This is a genomic window from Trichocoleus sp. FACHB-6 (assembly GCF_014695815.1).
GTDB classification, from domain to species: domain Bacteria; phylum Cyanobacteriota; class Cyanobacteriia; order Cyanobacteriales; family FACHB-T130; genus Funiculus; species Funiculus sociatus.
This window is the reverse complement of the sequence record NZ_JACJOY010000081.1, coordinates 1-16530: the sequence shown is the minus strand read 5'-3', so window position 1 is coordinate 16530 and position 16530 is coordinate 1. Positions and strand designations below refer to the sequence as shown.

Below are 16530 nucleotides of genomic sequence, written 5' to 3'. Positions count from 1 at the left end.
TAAACAGTGTAATCCTGAAAACAGACGTGTAACAAGTTTGGTGGTAAGGTAAAATTTTGTAAAACGTTCTCAAAAGTGTTCCATTAAATCCGGAACGTTCTCGGTGAGTCCAGTTAGGTGTGAGGAAAAACTAATGTTTAATTTTGTCTGGAATGCTCTAAAACTGGGGCCAGCCTTATTGGGTGCATCTTTATTAATTGCAAGTAGCGCCCTCGCCGCCCAGCAACCTGCCGCCGAAAACGCGATCGCTCCAATGGCACCAGCTGCCGAGAGTGAAGCAGCTGATACACAAGAAACGATTGTTCAGTCGAGCGAAGCGGCTCAGGAACAGTTAAAGGAAATCGCGATTGCGCCCGCCCAAGAAACTCAGCAGCCCCAAATTGAGCAACTAGCTGCCCAACCAAATATCAACATTGCTCCGGTAGCTGAGACACCAGTAGCCGAAAACGCAAGTCCAGCGCCAGTTGTGGCAGAAAGCACAACCGTGGCCCAAACACCCGTAAATAGCGCTCCAGCAGCTCAAAACACAGAAGTTTTAGAACAAATCAACCGCTACAGTGGTGAAACTGGTTCCTCTGATTCGATGGATCAAGTAACCAACATTTCCCAGCTGCGGGACGTGCAACCGACTGACTGGGCTTATGAAGCACTGCGAAGCCTAGTTGAGCGTTACGGTTGTATTGCAGGTTATCCCGATGGCACCTATCGTGGCAATCGCGCTCTTTCGCGGTTTGAATTTGCCGCCGGATTAAATGCTTGTTTGCTGCAAATTGAAAAATTGATTGCCGCTTCCACCGCAGATTTCGTCACCAAAGAAGATTTGGCAACACTTCAGCGGTTGATTGATGAATTTGGGGCAGAACTGGCAACCCTGCGGACGCGGGTAGACAACCTGGAAGCTCGCACCAAATTCCTAGAAGAAAATCAATTTTCTACCACTACCAAACTGGCTGGTGAAGTTATCTTCGCATTTGCTGATGTCTTTGGCGAAGACAGAGCTGTAGCTTCTGGTCAGCCTAATTCAGATCAGGAAATAGAAGCAAATACCATTTTAGCCAACCGGGTACGTCTGAACTTTGACACCAGCTTTACCGGACGCGATCGCCTGAGAACTCGCTTGGAAGCTGCCAACATCCCCTCGTTTGGTTCGGGTCTAACTGGCACCAACATGACCCGCTTGGGATTTGAGGGAACAGGTCCGGTCAATACTGACAACGACGTTGCCGTTGACGAACTTTACTATCGCTTCCCCGTCGGTCAAAGACTAACTGTTCAACTTGATGCCGTCAGGGGTGAGTTCAACGACACGGTTATCCCCACGGTCAATCCCTACTTTGAAAGCAGCGGCAGTGGTTCCATCTCCCGCTTCGGTCGTTTTAACCCCATCTATCGGTCTGGGAACCCAACTGGCGCAGGTGGCGGCGGTGGCGCATCCTTCAACTACAGCATTAGCAAAGCCTTGTCCTTGTCTGGCGGTTACTTTGCCCGACGTTCCAACGACCCAAGCGAAGGTCGCGGTCTATTTGACGGTACATATGCTGCTCTGGGTCAGTTGACCTTCCAACCTAGTAACGCCTTCTCCTTAGGTCTAACTTATGTCCACGGCTACTATTCTGGCAGTAATAACGATGTCAGTGTCTCAGCAGGTACAGGCAGTAGCTTTGCTAATACGCCTTTTGGTGGTGGAGTTGCTACGACATCGAATTCCTACGGTTTGGAAGCTAACCTGCGCCTCAGCCCTCGCTTCTCCCTTGGCGGTTGGGTAGGTTATACCAACGCCGTTGCTGAAACCAGTCCCGCAGGCCCGGCAACGCGAGGATCTAATGCAGACATTTTCAACGCTGCTGTGAACGTGGCTTTCCCAGACTTGGGTAAACGAGGCAACCTGCTGGGTTTTGTCTTCGGTATACCACCTAAAGTTACCGATAACGAAGTGACTGGTCGTGAAGATAACGATACCTCTTACCATCTAGAAGGTTTCTATCGCTTGCGGGTAACTCCTAACATCGCTATCACCCCTGGTCTGATCGTGATTCTGAACCCAGAACACAACGATAACAACGATTCCATCTACGTTGGAACGATTCGGACAACCTTCACGTTCTAAAAAAGAAAAAAGGCAAAAAAGAATTTTTTTGCCTTTTTTCTTTTAGATAATTGCCTCTCATTGATTGGTATCAACTTTTCTCGTTTCTAGTTTCGGCTGGGAACGAGAAATCAGAGATTTGCTGAGATTAAGAAGTTTGTGAGGTTACTCTAAACTTCAAAAGTCCGCTTGGCTAAAGCCTTCTAATCATCCCCATCCTCATTACTTAACCTTGATATTACCAATAATTTACCTTTGCATAACCTTGCACAACTAGCATGGGATCGAAAATGGGAGCATCAAGCGTTTTGTAAATACATAACTCTTGTAGGGTGTGGGATCGGCTTTCATCCGCTACTGGTGCGTCGGTGGTACACCAGAGGTTATCACCGCGTTTTTTAGATGCACTCGAAAGATTTTTGCAATCATTCAGCTTCAGCTTTTACCAAAACTCAAAGATTAGTATGTTTTCTTCAATGCGTTCAACCCAAAGGGCTTTTCTATTTTCTGCGATCGCCCTCTCCATGAGTTTGAGTGGTTGTCCTTCAAACAACCCACCAGCTTCTCCGCCAGCAGCAACGGGTGGTAGCCCTGCTCCTGCCGCCAACGCTGGGGGCGGCGGTGGCAACGCCAGCATCACTGGTGCTGGTGCTAGTTTCCCCGCTCCTTTATATCAGCGGTGGTTTTCTGAATACAACAAGCAAAATCCCAACGTCCAAGTCAGCTATCAATCCGTTGGCAGTGGCGCTGGGGTAGAACAGTTCACCCAGGGAACCGTGGACTTTGGAGCCAGCGATACAGGCATGAAGCAAGAGGAAATCGCCAAGGTTGCCAAAGGTGCTGTACTGTTACCTATGACAGCTGGAAGCATTGTATTAGCATACAATCTTCCGGATGTCAAAGGACTGAAGCTACCACGCGCAGTTTACACCGATATTTTCTTGGGCAAAATTAAGACTTGGAATGACCCCAGAATTGCCCAAGCCAATCCGGGATTAACATTACCAGACAGACCAATTACGGTTATACATCGCTCGGATGGTAGCGGCACCACCGCCGTCTTCACAAACCACCTGAGTGCAATTAGTCCAGATTGGAAAGGCGGCCCCGGCGCAGGTAAAACTGTCAACTGGCCTGTGGGAGTTGGTGCTAAAGGTAACGAAGGTGTCACCGCCCAGCTGCTACAAAGCGAAGGCGCAATCGGGTACGTTGAGTACGGCTATGCCAAGCAGCAAAATATACCTGTAGCAGCTTTGGAAAATAAAGCAGGCAAGTTTATTGATCCCAGTGGCGAAGCTGCTGCCAATACTCTAGCCGCAGCGACTCTACCAGCAGACTTGCAGGTTTCCATCACCGATCCAGAAGGGGACAATTCTTACCCCATTGTTACCTATACCTGGATCATGGCTTACAAAACCTATGAAGACCCCCAAAAGGCACAAGCCTTGAAGAATGTTCTTAACTGGAGCTTAACTGAGGGGCAAAAATACAGCGAGGAGCTAGGATACGTGCCTCTTCCCGCGCCAGTCGTCCAGAAGGTTCAAGCAGCGGTTAATAGCATTCAACCGTAAAAAGGCTGTCATCGGCTCCCCCCAACCCAAGGGTAAGTGGGGGGGTGCATTTCCAAATCAAAAAGGGGAGTTGGAGCGATCAAGTCTTAACCGGAAAGTATTGATATGCCGCTACTGCCCTTAAAAGGCAGAAGGTGAAATTGAGGAATTCTCCAATTTTACCTTCTGCCTTTTTCCTTCTATATGCCCACCCTACTTAAGTTGGGATTAGCTATAGACCAATACAGTTCAGTTAAGGAATATAGTTGAGACTGTTCTCAATAAGAACAAGAAAAGTAACCTAGGAGTAAGGCTTCCAACACCTCTGAATTCTTCATTCATCACTAACTGAACCGTATTGAGCTATAGACAAACAACCGGGCATTAAGATAAGCTAGGAGGCTGTGAGTTTTTTACAAAACCAATGAATGCTCAGGAAATAATTCACTCCATTGAAGCGGAGCAACTGAAAAAGGAGCTACCCATAATCTATGTGGGAGACACTGTTAAGGTTGGGGTAATTATCCAAGAAGGCGGCAAAGAACGGACGCAGCCATACGAAGGTGTTGTTATCGCTAAAGGCGGTAGCAGCATAAACTCCACAATTACCGTGCGGAGAGTATTCCAAGGGGTAGGCGTTGAGCGAGTGTTTTTGCTCCATTCTCCCAGAATAGAAAACATCAAAATTATTCGCCGTGGTAAGGTGCGTCGTGCTAAACTGTATTACCTACGCGATCGCATTGGTAAAGCCACTAGGGTTAAGCAACGGTTTGATCGCAACTCGTAGTTGAAATTGGAAAGGTTATTTCCGATTGATACCACAAGGGGTTAAACTGGAAACTAGAGAAGTTTAGGCGATCGCTCTGGCTTCCACCTGTGCGCTCTTAGTTCAGTTGGTAGAACGCAGGTCTCCAAAACCTGATGTCGGGGGTTCAAGTCCTCCAGGGCGCGCTCTCAGCACAAATCAGGACTGAGGACTGAGTAAAAAAGTGAAAAACTCAAGACCTTAGTTACAAAGCTCTGCCCGAAGGGATCTTTAGGGTTGGATAGCCAGCCTCAAAGATATAAACTTTCGGGTAGACTTATGTTGTGTGGGTAGTCATTCTCGTTGTCAAGTTGAAACATTGAAAGGTTATAACAACATTTCAACCGTTAAAACGTTCAAACGCCAAGGGACAACCTACATCTGAATTCACGGGAGAGATAGTGTGGCAAAGAAAAACGAACCAGAAAGCACAGAAAAAAATACTGGGTTTAACGTATCGAACTTTGTTCAGGAAACAAAAGAAGAACTGAACAAAGTTGTCTGGCCCAGTCGGCAGCAGTTGATCAGCGAATCTGCGGCTGTGCTGCTAATGGTGACTCTTTCGGCGACTATGATTTATCTTTTCGACGGTTTGTTTGCATGGGCAGCAAAGCAGGTGTTCGGATGAGTTATGCAGCTGACGACGATACACAAGATTTCGAGCAACGAGAAGAAAGCTCCAATGCGCCTGTAAAGTCTAGATGGTATGCTGTTCAGGTTGCCTCTGGATGTGAAAAGCGCGTCAAGACAAACTTGGAACAGCGCATTCAAACCCTGGATGTAGCAGAGCGAATTTTACAGGTAGAGATACCTCAAACCCCTACCGTAAAAACGCTCAAAGATGGCAGTCGCAAGACCTCGGAAGAAAAAGTTTTTCCAGGTTATGTGCTAGTCCGGATGCGCCTAGTTCCCGGACAAGACGGTGAACTGGAGATGGACGACGAAGCTTGGCAGGTCGTCAAAAATACTCCAAACGTAATCAACTTTGTCGGGGCAGAACAAAAACGCCGCTACGGAAGAGGGCGCGGACACGTAAAACCGTTGCCGCTGAGTTTCTCGGAAGTGGAACGGATCTTTAAACAAACCACCGAACAGGCACCAGTAGTCAAAACTTATCTGGCTAATGGAGATAAAATTATCGTCCTTTCTGGCGCGTTTAAAGATTTTGAAGGCGAGGTAATTGAAGTCAGCCCAGAACGGAGCAAGCTGAAGGCGTTACTATCGATTTTTGGACGCAATACGCCAGTAGAATTGGAGTTTAATCAGGTTCAGAAACAAGGCTAAACAAGGCTAAACAGTCAAGATGGCAAAGAAAGTTGTTGCGGTCATAAAACTAGCTCTAAATGCTGGGAAAGCTAACCCCGCCCCTCCGGTGGGACCTGCTCTAGGTCAGCACGGTGTAAACATCATGGCGTTTTGCAAAGAGTACAACGCCAAAACATCTGACCAAGCGGGAATGGTGATTCCAGCAGAAATTTCAGTCTATGAAGACCGCAGTTTTACGTTTATTCTCAAGACACCACCAGCATCAGTTTTGATTCGCAAAGCAGCTGGCATTGAACGCGGCTCTAACGAACCAAATCGGAAAAAAGTGGGGTCAATTACACGGGGGCAACTGCAAGAAATTGCCCAAACCAAACTACCTGACATCAATGCCAACGACATTGATGCGGCAATGAAAATTGTCGAAGGGACGGCTCGAAATATGGGCGTGACAATTTCGGATTAGTCACTGAACGTTAAAACATTGTCAAGTTGAAAGGTTGTAAAGTTGTAAAAACTTGACAATTTTAAAACGTTAAAACGCCGAAGGACAACGGACAAACAACACTTTATCGGGGGAGAGGCGACACCTCGTTAGTGACCCCAGGAGAGAAATATGGCAAAGAAACTATCCCGCAGACTTCAAGAACTGCAAAAGAAAGTTGAAGATCGAGTCTACCAACCGATAGATGCTCTAAACCTGTTAAAAGAGACAGCAACAGCAAAATTTCCCGAATCAGCTGAGGCACATATCCGGTTAGGAATTGACCCCAAGTATACCGACCAACAGCTGCGAACCACGGTGGCTCTGCCTAAAGGAACTGGACAGACAATTCGAGTCGCTGTAATCGCTCGTGGGGAGAAGGTACAAGAAGCAAGCGCTAACGGTGCGGATATCGCTGGATCTGAGGAGCTGATCGATGAAATCCAAAAAGGTATGATGGATTTCGACCTGCTGCTGGCAACGCCGGATATGATGCCGCAGGTAGCAAAACTGGGACGTATGCTAGGCCCACGTGGTTTGATGCCTAACCCCAAAGGGGGGACGGTGACATTTGATTTGGCGGGTGCGATCGCAGAGTTTAAAGCTGGTAAGCTAGAATTCAGAGCAGACCGCACTGGCATCGTTCACGTTATGTTTGGCAAAGCTGCCTTCCCAACCGACGACTTGCTGGTGAATCTGAAAGCATTGCAGGAAACGATTGACCGCAACCGTCCAACCGGAGCAAAAGGTCGCTACTGGCGCACGATGTACGTATCGGCGACAATGGGTCCATCAATTCAACTTGACATCAACGCTCTGCGCGATTTTAAGTTCGGTGATGCTGCCTAAAATTTAGATTTCGTAGGGTGGGCTTCTTCCCAGCCTACGAAAGGAAGGATACAAGGAGAAAGATTTCAAGATTTAAGCCCAATAAACTGAATAAGTACGCGCCGGAGACAGCAGGAGCGATCATATGCTTAATTTCCTGCTTAGGTTTGCGCCTTTATTGCATCAAGTATCAATCTTCTAGCCGCAAGTAGCATGGCAGAAGTGATATTAAGGATGCGATCGCTCCTACCCCGGCTTTACCACTGGGGTTTTTTATTGGGCTTTTGAAAGTTTGGCATTCTGCACTTAGTAAGGAGGTGAAACATAGATGGGTAGATCGCCAGAAAATAAGCGCGAGATTGTTGCTGATCTCAAAGAAACTTTGGATCAGTCCAATTTGGCACTTGTGATTAACTACCAAGGGCTAACCGTTGCTGATATTACTGACTTGCGGCGGCGACTGCGCCCAAGTGGCACAGTGTGCAAGGTGGCGAAAAACACCTTTATGCGAATTGCCGTGGACGGTAACGACGCCTGGCAACCAATGACGGAATTGCTCACTGGGTCTTCCGCCTTCCTGCTAGTAAAAGACGACTTGAGCGGCGCTATCAAAGCTTATCAAGACTTCCAAAAAGCCACCAAGAAGACAGAACTTCGCGGCGGTGTCATGGAAGGTCGCTCTCTTAGTGAAGCTGATGTCAAGGCACTTGGTGACTTGCCCTCGAAGGAACAACTCATGGCGCAAATTGCTGGGGCGATCAATTCGTTGACAGCCAAAATTGCCATCGGTATCAACGAGGTTCCCGCTTCGCTGGCACGGGGTTTACAAGCGGTGTCCGACAAGCAAGAAGGTGGCAACGCCGAGGGCGATGCTGCTGCATAGATGCCTGACGACTAAAGTCAAGGGCGAAAGAAGTCCGCGCCTGCGGGCTTCAAAACAATCAATTTTACTGGAGTTTATTCATGTCTGCTACAACCGATCAAATTCTCGACCAACTCAAATCGCTGACTCTGTTGGAAGCTGCTGAACTCGTTAAGCAGATTGAAGAAGCCTTTGGCGTGAGTGCTGCTGCACCCGCTGGCGGCATGATGATGATGGCTGCTCCTGGTGCTGGTGGTGGTGCTGCTGCGGAACCAGTGGAAGAGCAAACTGCGTTTGATGTGATTCTGGATGATGTTCCAGCTGATAAGAAGATTGCCATCCTCAAGGTGGTGCGGACTATCACTGGTCTGGGTCTGAAGGAAGCTAAGGATTTAGTGGAATCCACTCCTAAGCCAGTTAAGGAAGGCGCTGCCAAGGAAGAAGCTGCTGATATCAAGAAGCAGTTGGAAGAAGCTGGCGCGAAGGCTACTGTTAAGTAAGAGTTGCGTTCCACCCCATAAGCGCCGAGGACTAAAGGATACTGTTGACGACTTCCCGATAAGAGTTCTCTCCTAGTAGGAGAGCTTCCGGTTTCCGCAACCCTTGTAAGGGTTACGGGGCTAGGGTTAGGTTCTTGCGCCAACAGCATCCTGAAGTCAAGGGCGAACAAAAGAAGTCTTGCGTTATGTGAGATTAATGACTCTCAAAGCCTGCAAAAGCAGGCTTTGTTTGTGTAACCCCAAATAGCTGTAGTTTACGCAGATTTGGGATTTTGAGCTTCTAAATGACTGTATTGCCCGGTATTTAACTATTGATCGAATATTTCATCATAATCTTGATATTGGTACTTTCTCCGGCAACAATTAACAGCGCTTCTCTATATTTGGCGGGTGCTGTGCCGACAAAGGGGTTATTAGAAAATCCAAATCCTTCTGCGGGAATACCTAAACTGTCTCGGTTTAGTTTTTTGTCTCCGTTCTGGTCGTGGTATACCGAGACAGCATAGCTGCCATATTTCAAGCCTCCTAACGTTACGGTAAGAGGACGTTTTGTTATTGGAAAACACTGTTTTTTAACAGCTTTTTCGGAATCGCTGGGGAATCCTCGGCTACCAGAAAAAATATTCAGACAAACTTCGCCTTGTTGATTGCGTAGTCCTTCGATTTCAATATTAATCTTGCCTGTGTTCTGCGCGATCGCGTTCTGAGTCAGGGCGATGCAGCCTAAAACGGAAAGTACAAGGCCGCAAATCTTTATTTGATTTTTCATAACACTCCTCTAGTCATTAGTTAATCGCTAATTGAATCATGGCTTTTGAAGAATTAGCCATAATTCAACTAACATCTATCAATCTTCATCTTCTTCCAGCATTTCTTCATCAGCATGATGTTGAGGCGGAATTGCGGCAATGATAGCATCTATCACTTTTGCCACCGGGATAATTTCTAAACCGAGTTCTGGGAACTTTTGCCCTTTGGGAACAATGGCTTTTTTAAAGCCCAATTTAGCTGCTTCTTTCAGCCGCAGTTCCATCTGGGAAACTGCTCGAACTTGGCCGCCTAAGCCGACTTCGCCGATTAAAACGGTACTGGGATCGACAATGCGATCGCGAAAAGAAGCAACCACAGCGATCGCCATTCCTAAATCTACCGCCGGTTCTTCTACATTCAGCCCTCCGGCAGATGCAACATAAGCATCTAACTTAGATAAAGGTATGCCGACTCGTTTTTCCAAGACTGCCAAAATTTGCAGCAGTCGGTTATAGTCAACGCCAGTCGTAGAGCGCCGGGGAGAACTGTAGCTAGTGGGACTGACTAAGGCTTGTAGTTCTACCACAATCGGGCGAGTTCCTTCACAGGCGACTACCAAGGCTGTACCGGGAACCACTTCGTCACGGTTGCCTAAAAATAGCTCCGAGGGATTAGAAACTTCTCGCAGTCCCCGGTCGATCATTTCAAAAACGCCGATTTCGTGAGTTGCACCAAAGCGGTTTTTTACTGAACGCAGGAGTCGGTGAGAAGCAAAGCGATCGCCCTCAAAATAGAGTACGGTGTCTACTAAGTGTTCCAAAACTTTTGGGCCTGCGATCGCACCCTCCTTCGTTACGTGTCCCACAATCAACAGCGTGATATTCTCCCCTTTTGCCACCTTCATCAGCGCCGCAGTACATTCTCGCACCTGAGCCACTGAACCAGCCGCAGAAGTCAGAGACGGTAAGTAAATGGTCTGAACGCTATCAATCACCGCCACATTCGGTCTTAGAGCTTCCAACTCCCTAATAATCTCTTCTAAATCTGTTTCCGCCAGCACATATAAATCCGCAGCCGCGCCAGGGATGGATTTCACAGGAGCCTCTACAGATACAGATGACTCCACCTCGACAGATGCGCCGCCATTTTCTTCCTCATCCTGATTAGTGTTTCCGACACCCAATCGAGAAGCCCGCAGCTTCACCTGTTGTCCCGACTCTTCCCCACAGACATAGAGAATGCGATACCTCTGCGCCAGCTGATTCGCCGTTTGCAATAGCAGCGTTGATTTACCAATCCCAGGATCGCCACCAATTAACACCAAAGAGCCGGGAACAATTCCCCCGCCCAGTACGCGATCTAATTCGTCATAGCCAGAACTCCATCGCTCCTGATGATTGTCGGTAATTTGCGCGAATGTCAGAGATGCTCTGGCCTGGGGGATTTTGGCGGCTGATTTGCCGTTGCGCTGCGAACTCTGCAAACCCCGACTGGGAAGGGACGCAGACTGTGGCAAGAGCTGTTCTTCTAGAGAGTTGTAGGTGCCGCAGGAAGGACACCTGCCAAACCATTGTGAAGCTTCTGCCCCACATTCGTTGCAGACATAGTTGGTTTTAGGCTTTGCCATTTTTAGGTATAGGCTACAGCTAGGAGCCAGGAAATAAAGTTGGTAGAGACTCAAATTTTGCCTCTGCCCAAAGTCTAACGTCCAAACTCAAATATTTATTGTTAAAGAATCTTAATATTACGTAATATTAAGAAAGTATGAAAAGCTGTAACAGTGCGAATTTCAGCCGTTACAAACTGACTAAATTGAATGATATCTTAATGTAATAGCACTCAAATTTACGATTAGAAATCGGACTTAAGGAAGGAGCGTTCACGAGCTTGGAAAGCCATAAAGAAAAAATCCTGGTAGTTGACGACGAAGCCAGCATCCGCCGCATTCTGGAAACACGCCTTTCCATGATTGGCTACGATGTCGTGACTGCTGCCGATGGAGAAGAAGCACTGGATACCTTTCGCAATGCCGAGCCTGACTTGGTAGTTTTGGACGTGATGATGCCAAAGCTCGATGGCTATGGCGTTTGTCAGGAATTGCGGAAGGAATCCGATGTCCCAATTATTATGCTAACTGCTTTAGGTGATGTTGCTGACCGCATCACTGGATTGGAGCTGGGAGCAGATGATTACGTTGTGAAGCCCTTTTCGCCAAAAGAGCTGGAAGCACGTATCCGTTCGGTGTTGCGACGAGTGGATAAAACTGGGGCAACTGGTATTCCCAGTTCTGGTGTCATCCATGTGGGGAATATCAAAATTGACACCAATAAGCGACAAGTTTACAAGGGCGATGAGCGAATTCGGCTTACCGGGATGGAGTTCAGCCTGCTGGAATTGTTAGTCAGCCGTTCTGGAGAGCCTTTTTCCCGTTCTGAGATTTTGCAGGAGGTTTGGGGTTATACGCCAGAACGCCATGTAGATACTCGCGTGGTGGATGTACATATCTCGCGGTTGAGAGCTAAGTTGGAAGATGACCCCAGTAATCCGGAGTTGATTCTGACGGCACGAGGCACTGGCTATCTGTTCCAGCGAATCATTGAGCCAGATGAACTGTGAATTTGAAAAGTTGGAAAGTTGAAACTTGAAAGTTATTCAAACTTTTAACGCTTCAACTTTTAACCTTCAACCCTTAAGCAAGTATGGCTAAACCAGATCAAAATCAGGTTTTGCGGCAGCTGCCCATTGTTGTCGGTGGGTTGGCGAGCGTGCTGCTGCTGATTAACCGTTTGTTGACACCCCAGCTAACGGAATCCCAAGCTCGTTCTGATGCGCTGGGTGTGATTATTAGTGCGTTGCTGATTTTGACAGGTTTATTATGGCAGCAGGTGCAGCCGCGATCGCCTGATGTTGTTGAACTGATCGGTAAGGAGGGGTTTGAACTAGCGCCAGACTTGCCAGAAGCAGTGAAAACAGAGTTAGCTTGGGCTTCGCATCTGCTGCTGACCAATACGGTGACGCGATCCCTTGTCGTTTGGTACAAAGGACAAGTGCTATTGCGTCGGGGTATCTTGGGTGTCAACCCGGAAGTAAAACCGGGGGCGATTTTGCAGCGAGTGCTGGAAAAACAAAAGCCAGTTTATCTAGTGTCGCTAAAGATATACCCTGGACAGATTGAATTTGACTATTTTCCAGAGAATACTCAAGGTGTAATCTGCCAGCCTATCGGCGATCGCGGTGTGCTGATTTTAGGTGCTAATGCTCCTCGCAGTTATACTAATCAAGATGAAAACTGGATAGCTGGGATTGCCGAAAAATTAGATTTCACTCTCAGCTCTCATTTAGATGATGCTTACAAAGTCCCCAGCGAATAGAATTTGCGGCTATACAAACCAAGTCTGACGAAGGCAGACTAAACATTATATTGGTTTCTTCAACCCTTACCGGGTTTTGCCTGTATAGCCGCGTACAGTCGCCAGGGCATCTTTATAAACATCTTCTTGAAAAATGTCGCAACCCCTGGAATTAAAATGTCCCTACCACTTCTCTATTGGCTACTTGTTGCTGTCATGGTTGTTGGCATTATCGGCGCAGTGGTTCCCGGAATTCCCGGAACCAGCTTGATTTTAATTGCCATTCTAATCTGGGGAGCCATTCAAGGTTTTAATACTGTGGCTGTACCCCTGGGCGTTACTATCGTAGTGTTGATCTTGGGTATTGGTATCGATTTCTTCGCTAGCTATTTGGGGGCGCAGCGAGCTGGGGCTAGCAAGTGGGGGCAAATTGGTGCCATTGTCGGCTTGGTGGTCGGTTTTTTGGGATTATTGCCTGCTTTCCTAGTTGCGGGGCCATTGGTGGGGATTCTGGTTGGGCCATTACTGGGGGCAATTATTGGGGAATTTCTCTATCGCCGCGACTTGGAACTGGAGCCTAGATTTAAGCTATCGCTGAAAGCTGGTGTGGGCATTGTGGTAGGTTCGCTGATTGGGAATGTGATTCAGGGATTGCTAGCGATCGCCACAGTTGTTGTTTTCCTCTTCACAACTTGGCCTTTTGGTGCCGGAGCATAATAAATTTACTAATATATGTCTTCAGGTCAATCTTAATAGTTTTCCCAGATTTTTGGCTGCATCGTCACCGTAAAAGACGTTATACTATTACGGTCATTTGTGTATAATTGGTTACTGAATGCAGTCAAAAGTCACTTTTTCAAAAGCAGTTGGATTCAGAAAAGAACTCAATCGAAGAGTTGAAGCTTATTTTGAATCGGAAAGTATCAAACAGCGAGATAATTTCGCCATGTATCTCAAAGGCGTAATTTGCCTGACATGGATGATTTCCACTTGGGCATTTATTATCTTCGTACCTAGTGATTCATGGATTAAACTCCTTGGATGTGTAGTTCTTGGAATTTCAATGGCTGCAATCGCCTTTAATATTGGGCATGATGCTAATCACGGTGGTTACTCGAATAACCAAAATGTTAATAAGATACTCAGTTTAGCTACCGACTTATTAGGAGTCTCCAGTTATTTATGGAGATATCGTCATAATGTTCTTCATCATACTTATACAAATATAGTTGATCATGATGTGGACATAGATGGTGAAGGCTTGGTGAGAATGTCTCCCGAACAGGAGTATCGATGGTTTCACCGCTTTCAGCAGTTTTACATTTGGATACTATACGGGTTTGTACCTCTGCATGGATTCATCTATGATTTCTATGTTCTGCTAATCAAGCGCAACTATATTAATCATGGAATTCCTACACCGAAAAAAAGCGATTTAATAACGTTTTTCAGCTTTAAAGCTTTTTGGGTAGCCTATGTTATAGGTGTACCTTTAATGTTGGGATATTCACCACTCGAAGTAATTTTGGGTGTTGTTACAACTTACATGACGGTTGGTGCAATTATGGGTTTTGTATTTATACTTGCCCATGTAGTAGACACAGCAGATTTCTTAACACCATCTCCTGAGACAGGAAGAATAGATGATGAGTGGGCGGTTTGCCAAGTACGCACCACAGTAGATTTTGCCCCCAAGAATCAGGTTTTAAACTGGTATCTCGGCGGTTTAAACTTTCAAGTTGTTCATCATCTTTTTCCTCATATCTGCCATATTCATTACCCGAAACTGGCAGGAATTGTCGAAGAAGTATGCGGTGAATTTGGAATTGAATATAAGGTTCATGAAACATTGGGCGAAGCGATCGCTTCCAATTACCGCTGGTTGAAAGCAATGGGAACTCCGCCTAAGATGGCTGAGGCTACCAGTGGGGTGAGTTAAGGTTGGATGTAGGACGATCGCTTTACCTATAGCGTTTCTCAGTTAGGTGGAATGTATCGCGGTTCGGACATTTTGTTACCTTGGTAGGGACATGGCAATGCCATGTCCCTATAGATGTATAGCGCCCAACCCTTGAATTGCTATAGTTACTTCCAGCTCCGAAATTAGTAAATTTGTAGATTAAGTTTAGCCTACTCAATCTCGTTAATCTAATACTTATCTTTAACAGAGAAATTATTCCTATAAACCTATAATACGTAAACTTGGCGATAGTATTCCTGATATTCTTCAGACAGCAACGGTTCCCACCAATCGCGGCGAGTGAGATACCATTGAACGGTGCGACGCAAACCAGCTTCAAGAGTTACAGAAGGTGTCCAACCTAGCTGAGTTTTCAGCTTAGTGCTATCAATTGCATAACGCCTGTCATGTCCTAGTCTATCCTTAACAAAAGTAATCAAATTGCTAGAGGGACGCACTGGCAAATCGGCAGCTAATTCATCCATTAGCTGACATAACATCTTAACTAAGTCGATATTTTTAACTTCGTTATTGCCACCAATGTTGTAAGTTTCGCCTATTTCTCCGCGATGAATTATGACATCCAAAGCTTGACAATGATCGTCTACAAAAAGCCAATCCCGCAGATTCTGCCCATCTCCATAAATAGGTAATTCTTTCCCCATTAAGATGTTGATGCACATCAAGGGAATGAGCTTTTCTGGAAACTGATAAGCACCGTAATTGTTAGAGCAATTTGTGATGATGGTTGGTAGTTTGTAGGTATGATAATAGGCGCGGACTAAGTGATCGCTTCCTGCTTTGGACGCTGAGTAAGGACTGTTAGGGGCGTAGGGCGTGGTCTCTGTAAAAGGCGGATCTTCGGGCGCGAGGCTTCCGTAGACTTCATCGGTGGAAATGTGGAGGAAAATCCTCCTCTGCCCGTTTGGATAAGCCAAATCGAAGGATTTAGAATTCTCTTGTAGGGAAGGGGGAATAAGCTCCTCTCCTTGTTGGAGAGGGGTTGGGGAACCAGCGCCTTGCGGGGGTTCCCCCCGTTGTGGCGGCTGGCGTGGAGACGTTAACTGATAGTGGCGGAAGGCTTCTAATAGGGTGAAAGTGCCAACTACATTGGTTTGAACAAAGGCACCTGGGCCTAGAATAGACCTGTCAACGTGAGATTCAGCGGCAAAATGGGCTATTGTGTCGATATTTTCTTCTTGTAGTAGAGTATCAACGAGAGCGCGATCGCATATATCTCCCTGAACAAACCGAAAATTTTTTTGTCCATCGAAAGCTAAATTACGCAGATTTCCCGCATAAGTAAGCGCATCCAGAACCACCACGCGATCGCTTGGGTAAGCATTACACCAATAATGCACAAAATTGGAGCCAATAAAACCTGCCCCACCAGTCACTAATAAGCTGCGATGGTTTTTTAAAGGCATAATTACTTTTAAATACTGATTATTTCAATTTAGTATAATTGCCAAATTTAACATTTTTACTCAGAGCTTTATGGCCTATTACGAGTATTTATCCCCTTCGTCAGAATGGTTAGCACCAAAAATCGATGATAGTCGAATTACAGTTGGCGATCATACTTATGCCAGCAGTCGGATTAAATTTGCCTTGTGGAACCCCGAAGAAAAAATTCAGATTGGCAAGTTTTGCTCTTTTGCTAAAGATGTGATAATTTTCGGGGGAGGAGAGCATTTTATCTCCAGAGCTACAACGTACCCCCTGCAATGGTTTTTATCTGAAACTAAATCTTATGACCGCAATTTAGACGGAACAACTAAAGGCATCACAGTCATTGAAAATGATGTTTGGATTGGCTACGAAGCAACAATCATGTCAGGTGTCAAAATCGGTAATGGCGCAGTCATAGGAGCAAAAGCAGTAGTAGCCAAAGATATTCCTGATTATGCGATCGCAATTGGCAACCCAGCCAAAGTTATCCGTTATCGATTCAAACCCGAAACTATAGCACGTCTCTTAGAGGATGTTTGAAAAGTGGTGAGGGGTTAAATATTATGCCAACCGCCTGACCATGATACGGATCATTGCCAGATAAATAAAAGTCTCCGATGTTTCTGGCAATAACTCATAA

The 16530-nt window shown here is 46.3% G+C and carries 17 protein-coding genes, 1 tRNA gene and 1 other annotated feature; of the genes, 15 read left to right on the top strand and 3 right to left on the bottom strand.

The features are described 5' to 3' along the window. Positions 1-133: 133 nt before the first annotated feature. The 10 genes from H6F66_RS15760 to rplL all read left to right on the top strand — a co-directional run bounded on the left by H6F66_RS15760 (position 134) and on the right by rplL (position 8378). Complete coding sequence (locus tag H6F66_RS15760) at positions 134-2107, top strand: iron uptake porin (protein WP_190422957.1); 1974 nt, start codon at positions 134-136, stop codon at positions 2105-2107. Between the two features lie 455 nt (positions 2108-2562). Beyond that, positions 2563-3657, top strand: a complete 1095-nt coding sequence (pstS, locus tag H6F66_RS15755; RefSeq protein ID WP_242019237.1) for a phosphate ABC transporter substrate-binding protein PstS — start codon at positions 2563-2565, stop codon at positions 3655-3657. Positions 3658-4060: 403 nt separating this feature from the next. After that, a complete protein-coding gene (gene rplS, locus H6F66_RS15750) occupies positions 4061-4423 on the top strand; it encodes a 50S ribosomal protein L19 (RefSeq protein ID WP_190422946.1) in 363 nt (120 codons plus the stop codon). A gap of 91 nt (positions 4424-4514) precedes the next feature. Continuing rightward, positions 4515-4587: transfer RNA gene (locus tag H6F66_RS15745), tRNA-Trp, on the top strand. A 257-nt stretch (positions 4588-4844) separates the two neighbouring features. Further along, entirely contained in the window at positions 4845-5069 is a 225-nt protein-coding gene (secE, locus tag H6F66_RS15740) for a preprotein translocase subunit SecE (protein WP_190422944.1), read from the top strand. Then, positions 5066-5725 (top strand): transcription termination/antitermination protein NusG, encoded by a 660-nt coding sequence (gene nusG, locus H6F66_RS15735; protein ID WP_190422942.1) that lies wholly within the window; start codon positions 5066-5068, stop codon positions 5723-5725. The genes secE and nusG overlap by 4 nt, the downstream gene beginning before the upstream one ends. Before the next feature lie 19 nt (positions 5726-5744). Beyond that, complete coding sequence (gene rplK / locus H6F66_RS15730; protein WP_190422940.1) at positions 5745-6170, top strand: 50S ribosomal protein L11; 426 nt, start codon at positions 5745-5747, stop codon at positions 6168-6170. A 150-nt stretch (positions 6171-6320) separates the two neighbouring features. Continuing rightward, positions 6321-7037 carry a 50S ribosomal protein L1 gene (gene rplA / locus H6F66_RS15725; protein ID WP_190422938.1) on the top strand — a complete coding sequence of 239 codons (717 nt, stop codon included), beginning with the start codon at positions 6321-6323 and terminating at the stop codon, positions 7035-7037. A gap of 83 nt (positions 7038-7120) precedes the next feature. After that, positions 7121-7300: a sequence feature (ribosomal protein L10 leader region), on the top strand. A gap of 44 nt (positions 7301-7344) precedes the next feature. Beyond that, on the top strand, positions 7345-7899 hold the full coding sequence (gene rplJ / locus H6F66_RS15720) for a 50S ribosomal protein L10 (RefSeq protein ID WP_190422936.1): 555 nt from the start codon (positions 7345-7347) through the stop codon (positions 7897-7899). Between the two features lie 80 nt (positions 7900-7979). Beyond that, positions 7980-8378 (top strand): 50S ribosomal protein L7/L12, encoded by a 399-nt coding sequence (rplL, locus tag H6F66_RS15715; RefSeq protein ID WP_190422934.1) that lies wholly within the window; start codon positions 7980-7982, stop codon positions 8376-8378. Between the two features lie 304 nt (positions 8379-8682). Here rplL and H6F66_RS15710 read toward each other — a convergent pair whose 3' ends face one another. Both H6F66_RS15710 and radA read right to left on the bottom strand, forming a co-directional pair. Beyond that, on the bottom strand, positions 8683-9147 hold the full coding sequence (locus H6F66_RS15710) for a DUF2141 domain-containing protein (RefSeq protein ID WP_190422932.1): 465 nt from the start codon (positions 9145-9147) through the stop codon (positions 8683-8685). 78 nt (positions 9148-9225) lie between these two features. Further along, positions 9226-10755: a DNA repair protein RadA gene (gene radA / locus H6F66_RS15705; RefSeq protein ID WP_190422930.1), complete on the bottom strand. Its 1530-nt coding sequence runs from the start codon at positions 10753-10755 to the stop codon at positions 9226-9228. 260 nt (positions 10756-11015) lie between these two features. On the opposite strand from radA, the gene rpaB reads away from it, so the two are divergent. The 4 genes from rpaB to H6F66_RS15685 all read left to right on the top strand — a co-directional run bounded on the left by rpaB (position 11016) and on the right by H6F66_RS15685 (position 14417). Beyond that, a complete protein-coding gene (gene rpaB / locus H6F66_RS15700) occupies positions 11016-11744 on the top strand; it encodes a response regulator transcription factor RpaB (protein ID WP_190422928.1) in 729 nt (242 codons plus the stop codon). Between the two features lie 83 nt (positions 11745-11827). Continuing rightward, the gene (locus tag H6F66_RS15695; protein WP_190422926.1) at positions 11828-12499 is read left to right on the top strand and encodes a cofactor assembly of complex C subunit B; all 672 of its coding nucleotides are present in this window, start codon (positions 11828-11830) and stop codon (positions 12497-12499) included. A 156-nt stretch (positions 12500-12655) separates the two neighbouring features. Then, positions 12656-13195: a DUF456 family protein gene (locus tag H6F66_RS15690; protein ID WP_190422924.1), complete on the top strand. Its 540-nt coding sequence runs from the start codon at positions 12656-12658 to the stop codon at positions 13193-13195. A gap of 118 nt (positions 13196-13313) precedes the next feature. Next, entirely contained in the window at positions 13314-14417 is a 1104-nt protein-coding gene (locus H6F66_RS15685; protein ID WP_190422923.1) for an acyl-CoA desaturase, read from the top strand. A 248-nt stretch (positions 14418-14665) separates the two neighbouring features. On the opposite strand, the gene rfbB is transcribed toward H6F66_RS15685, so the two are convergent. Further along, positions 14666-15865: a dTDP-glucose 4,6-dehydratase gene (gene rfbB / locus H6F66_RS15680; RefSeq protein WP_190422921.1), complete on the bottom strand. Its 1200-nt coding sequence runs from the start codon at positions 15863-15865 to the stop codon at positions 14666-14668. A gap of 70 nt (positions 15866-15935) precedes the next feature. Between rfbB and H6F66_RS28955 the strand changes: the two genes are divergently transcribed. Beyond that, complete coding sequence (locus tag H6F66_RS28955) at positions 15936-16430, top strand: CatB-related O-acetyltransferase (RefSeq protein WP_190422919.1); 495 nt, start codon at positions 15936-15938, stop codon at positions 16428-16430. The last annotated feature ends 100 nt before the right edge of the window (positions 16431-16530 follow it).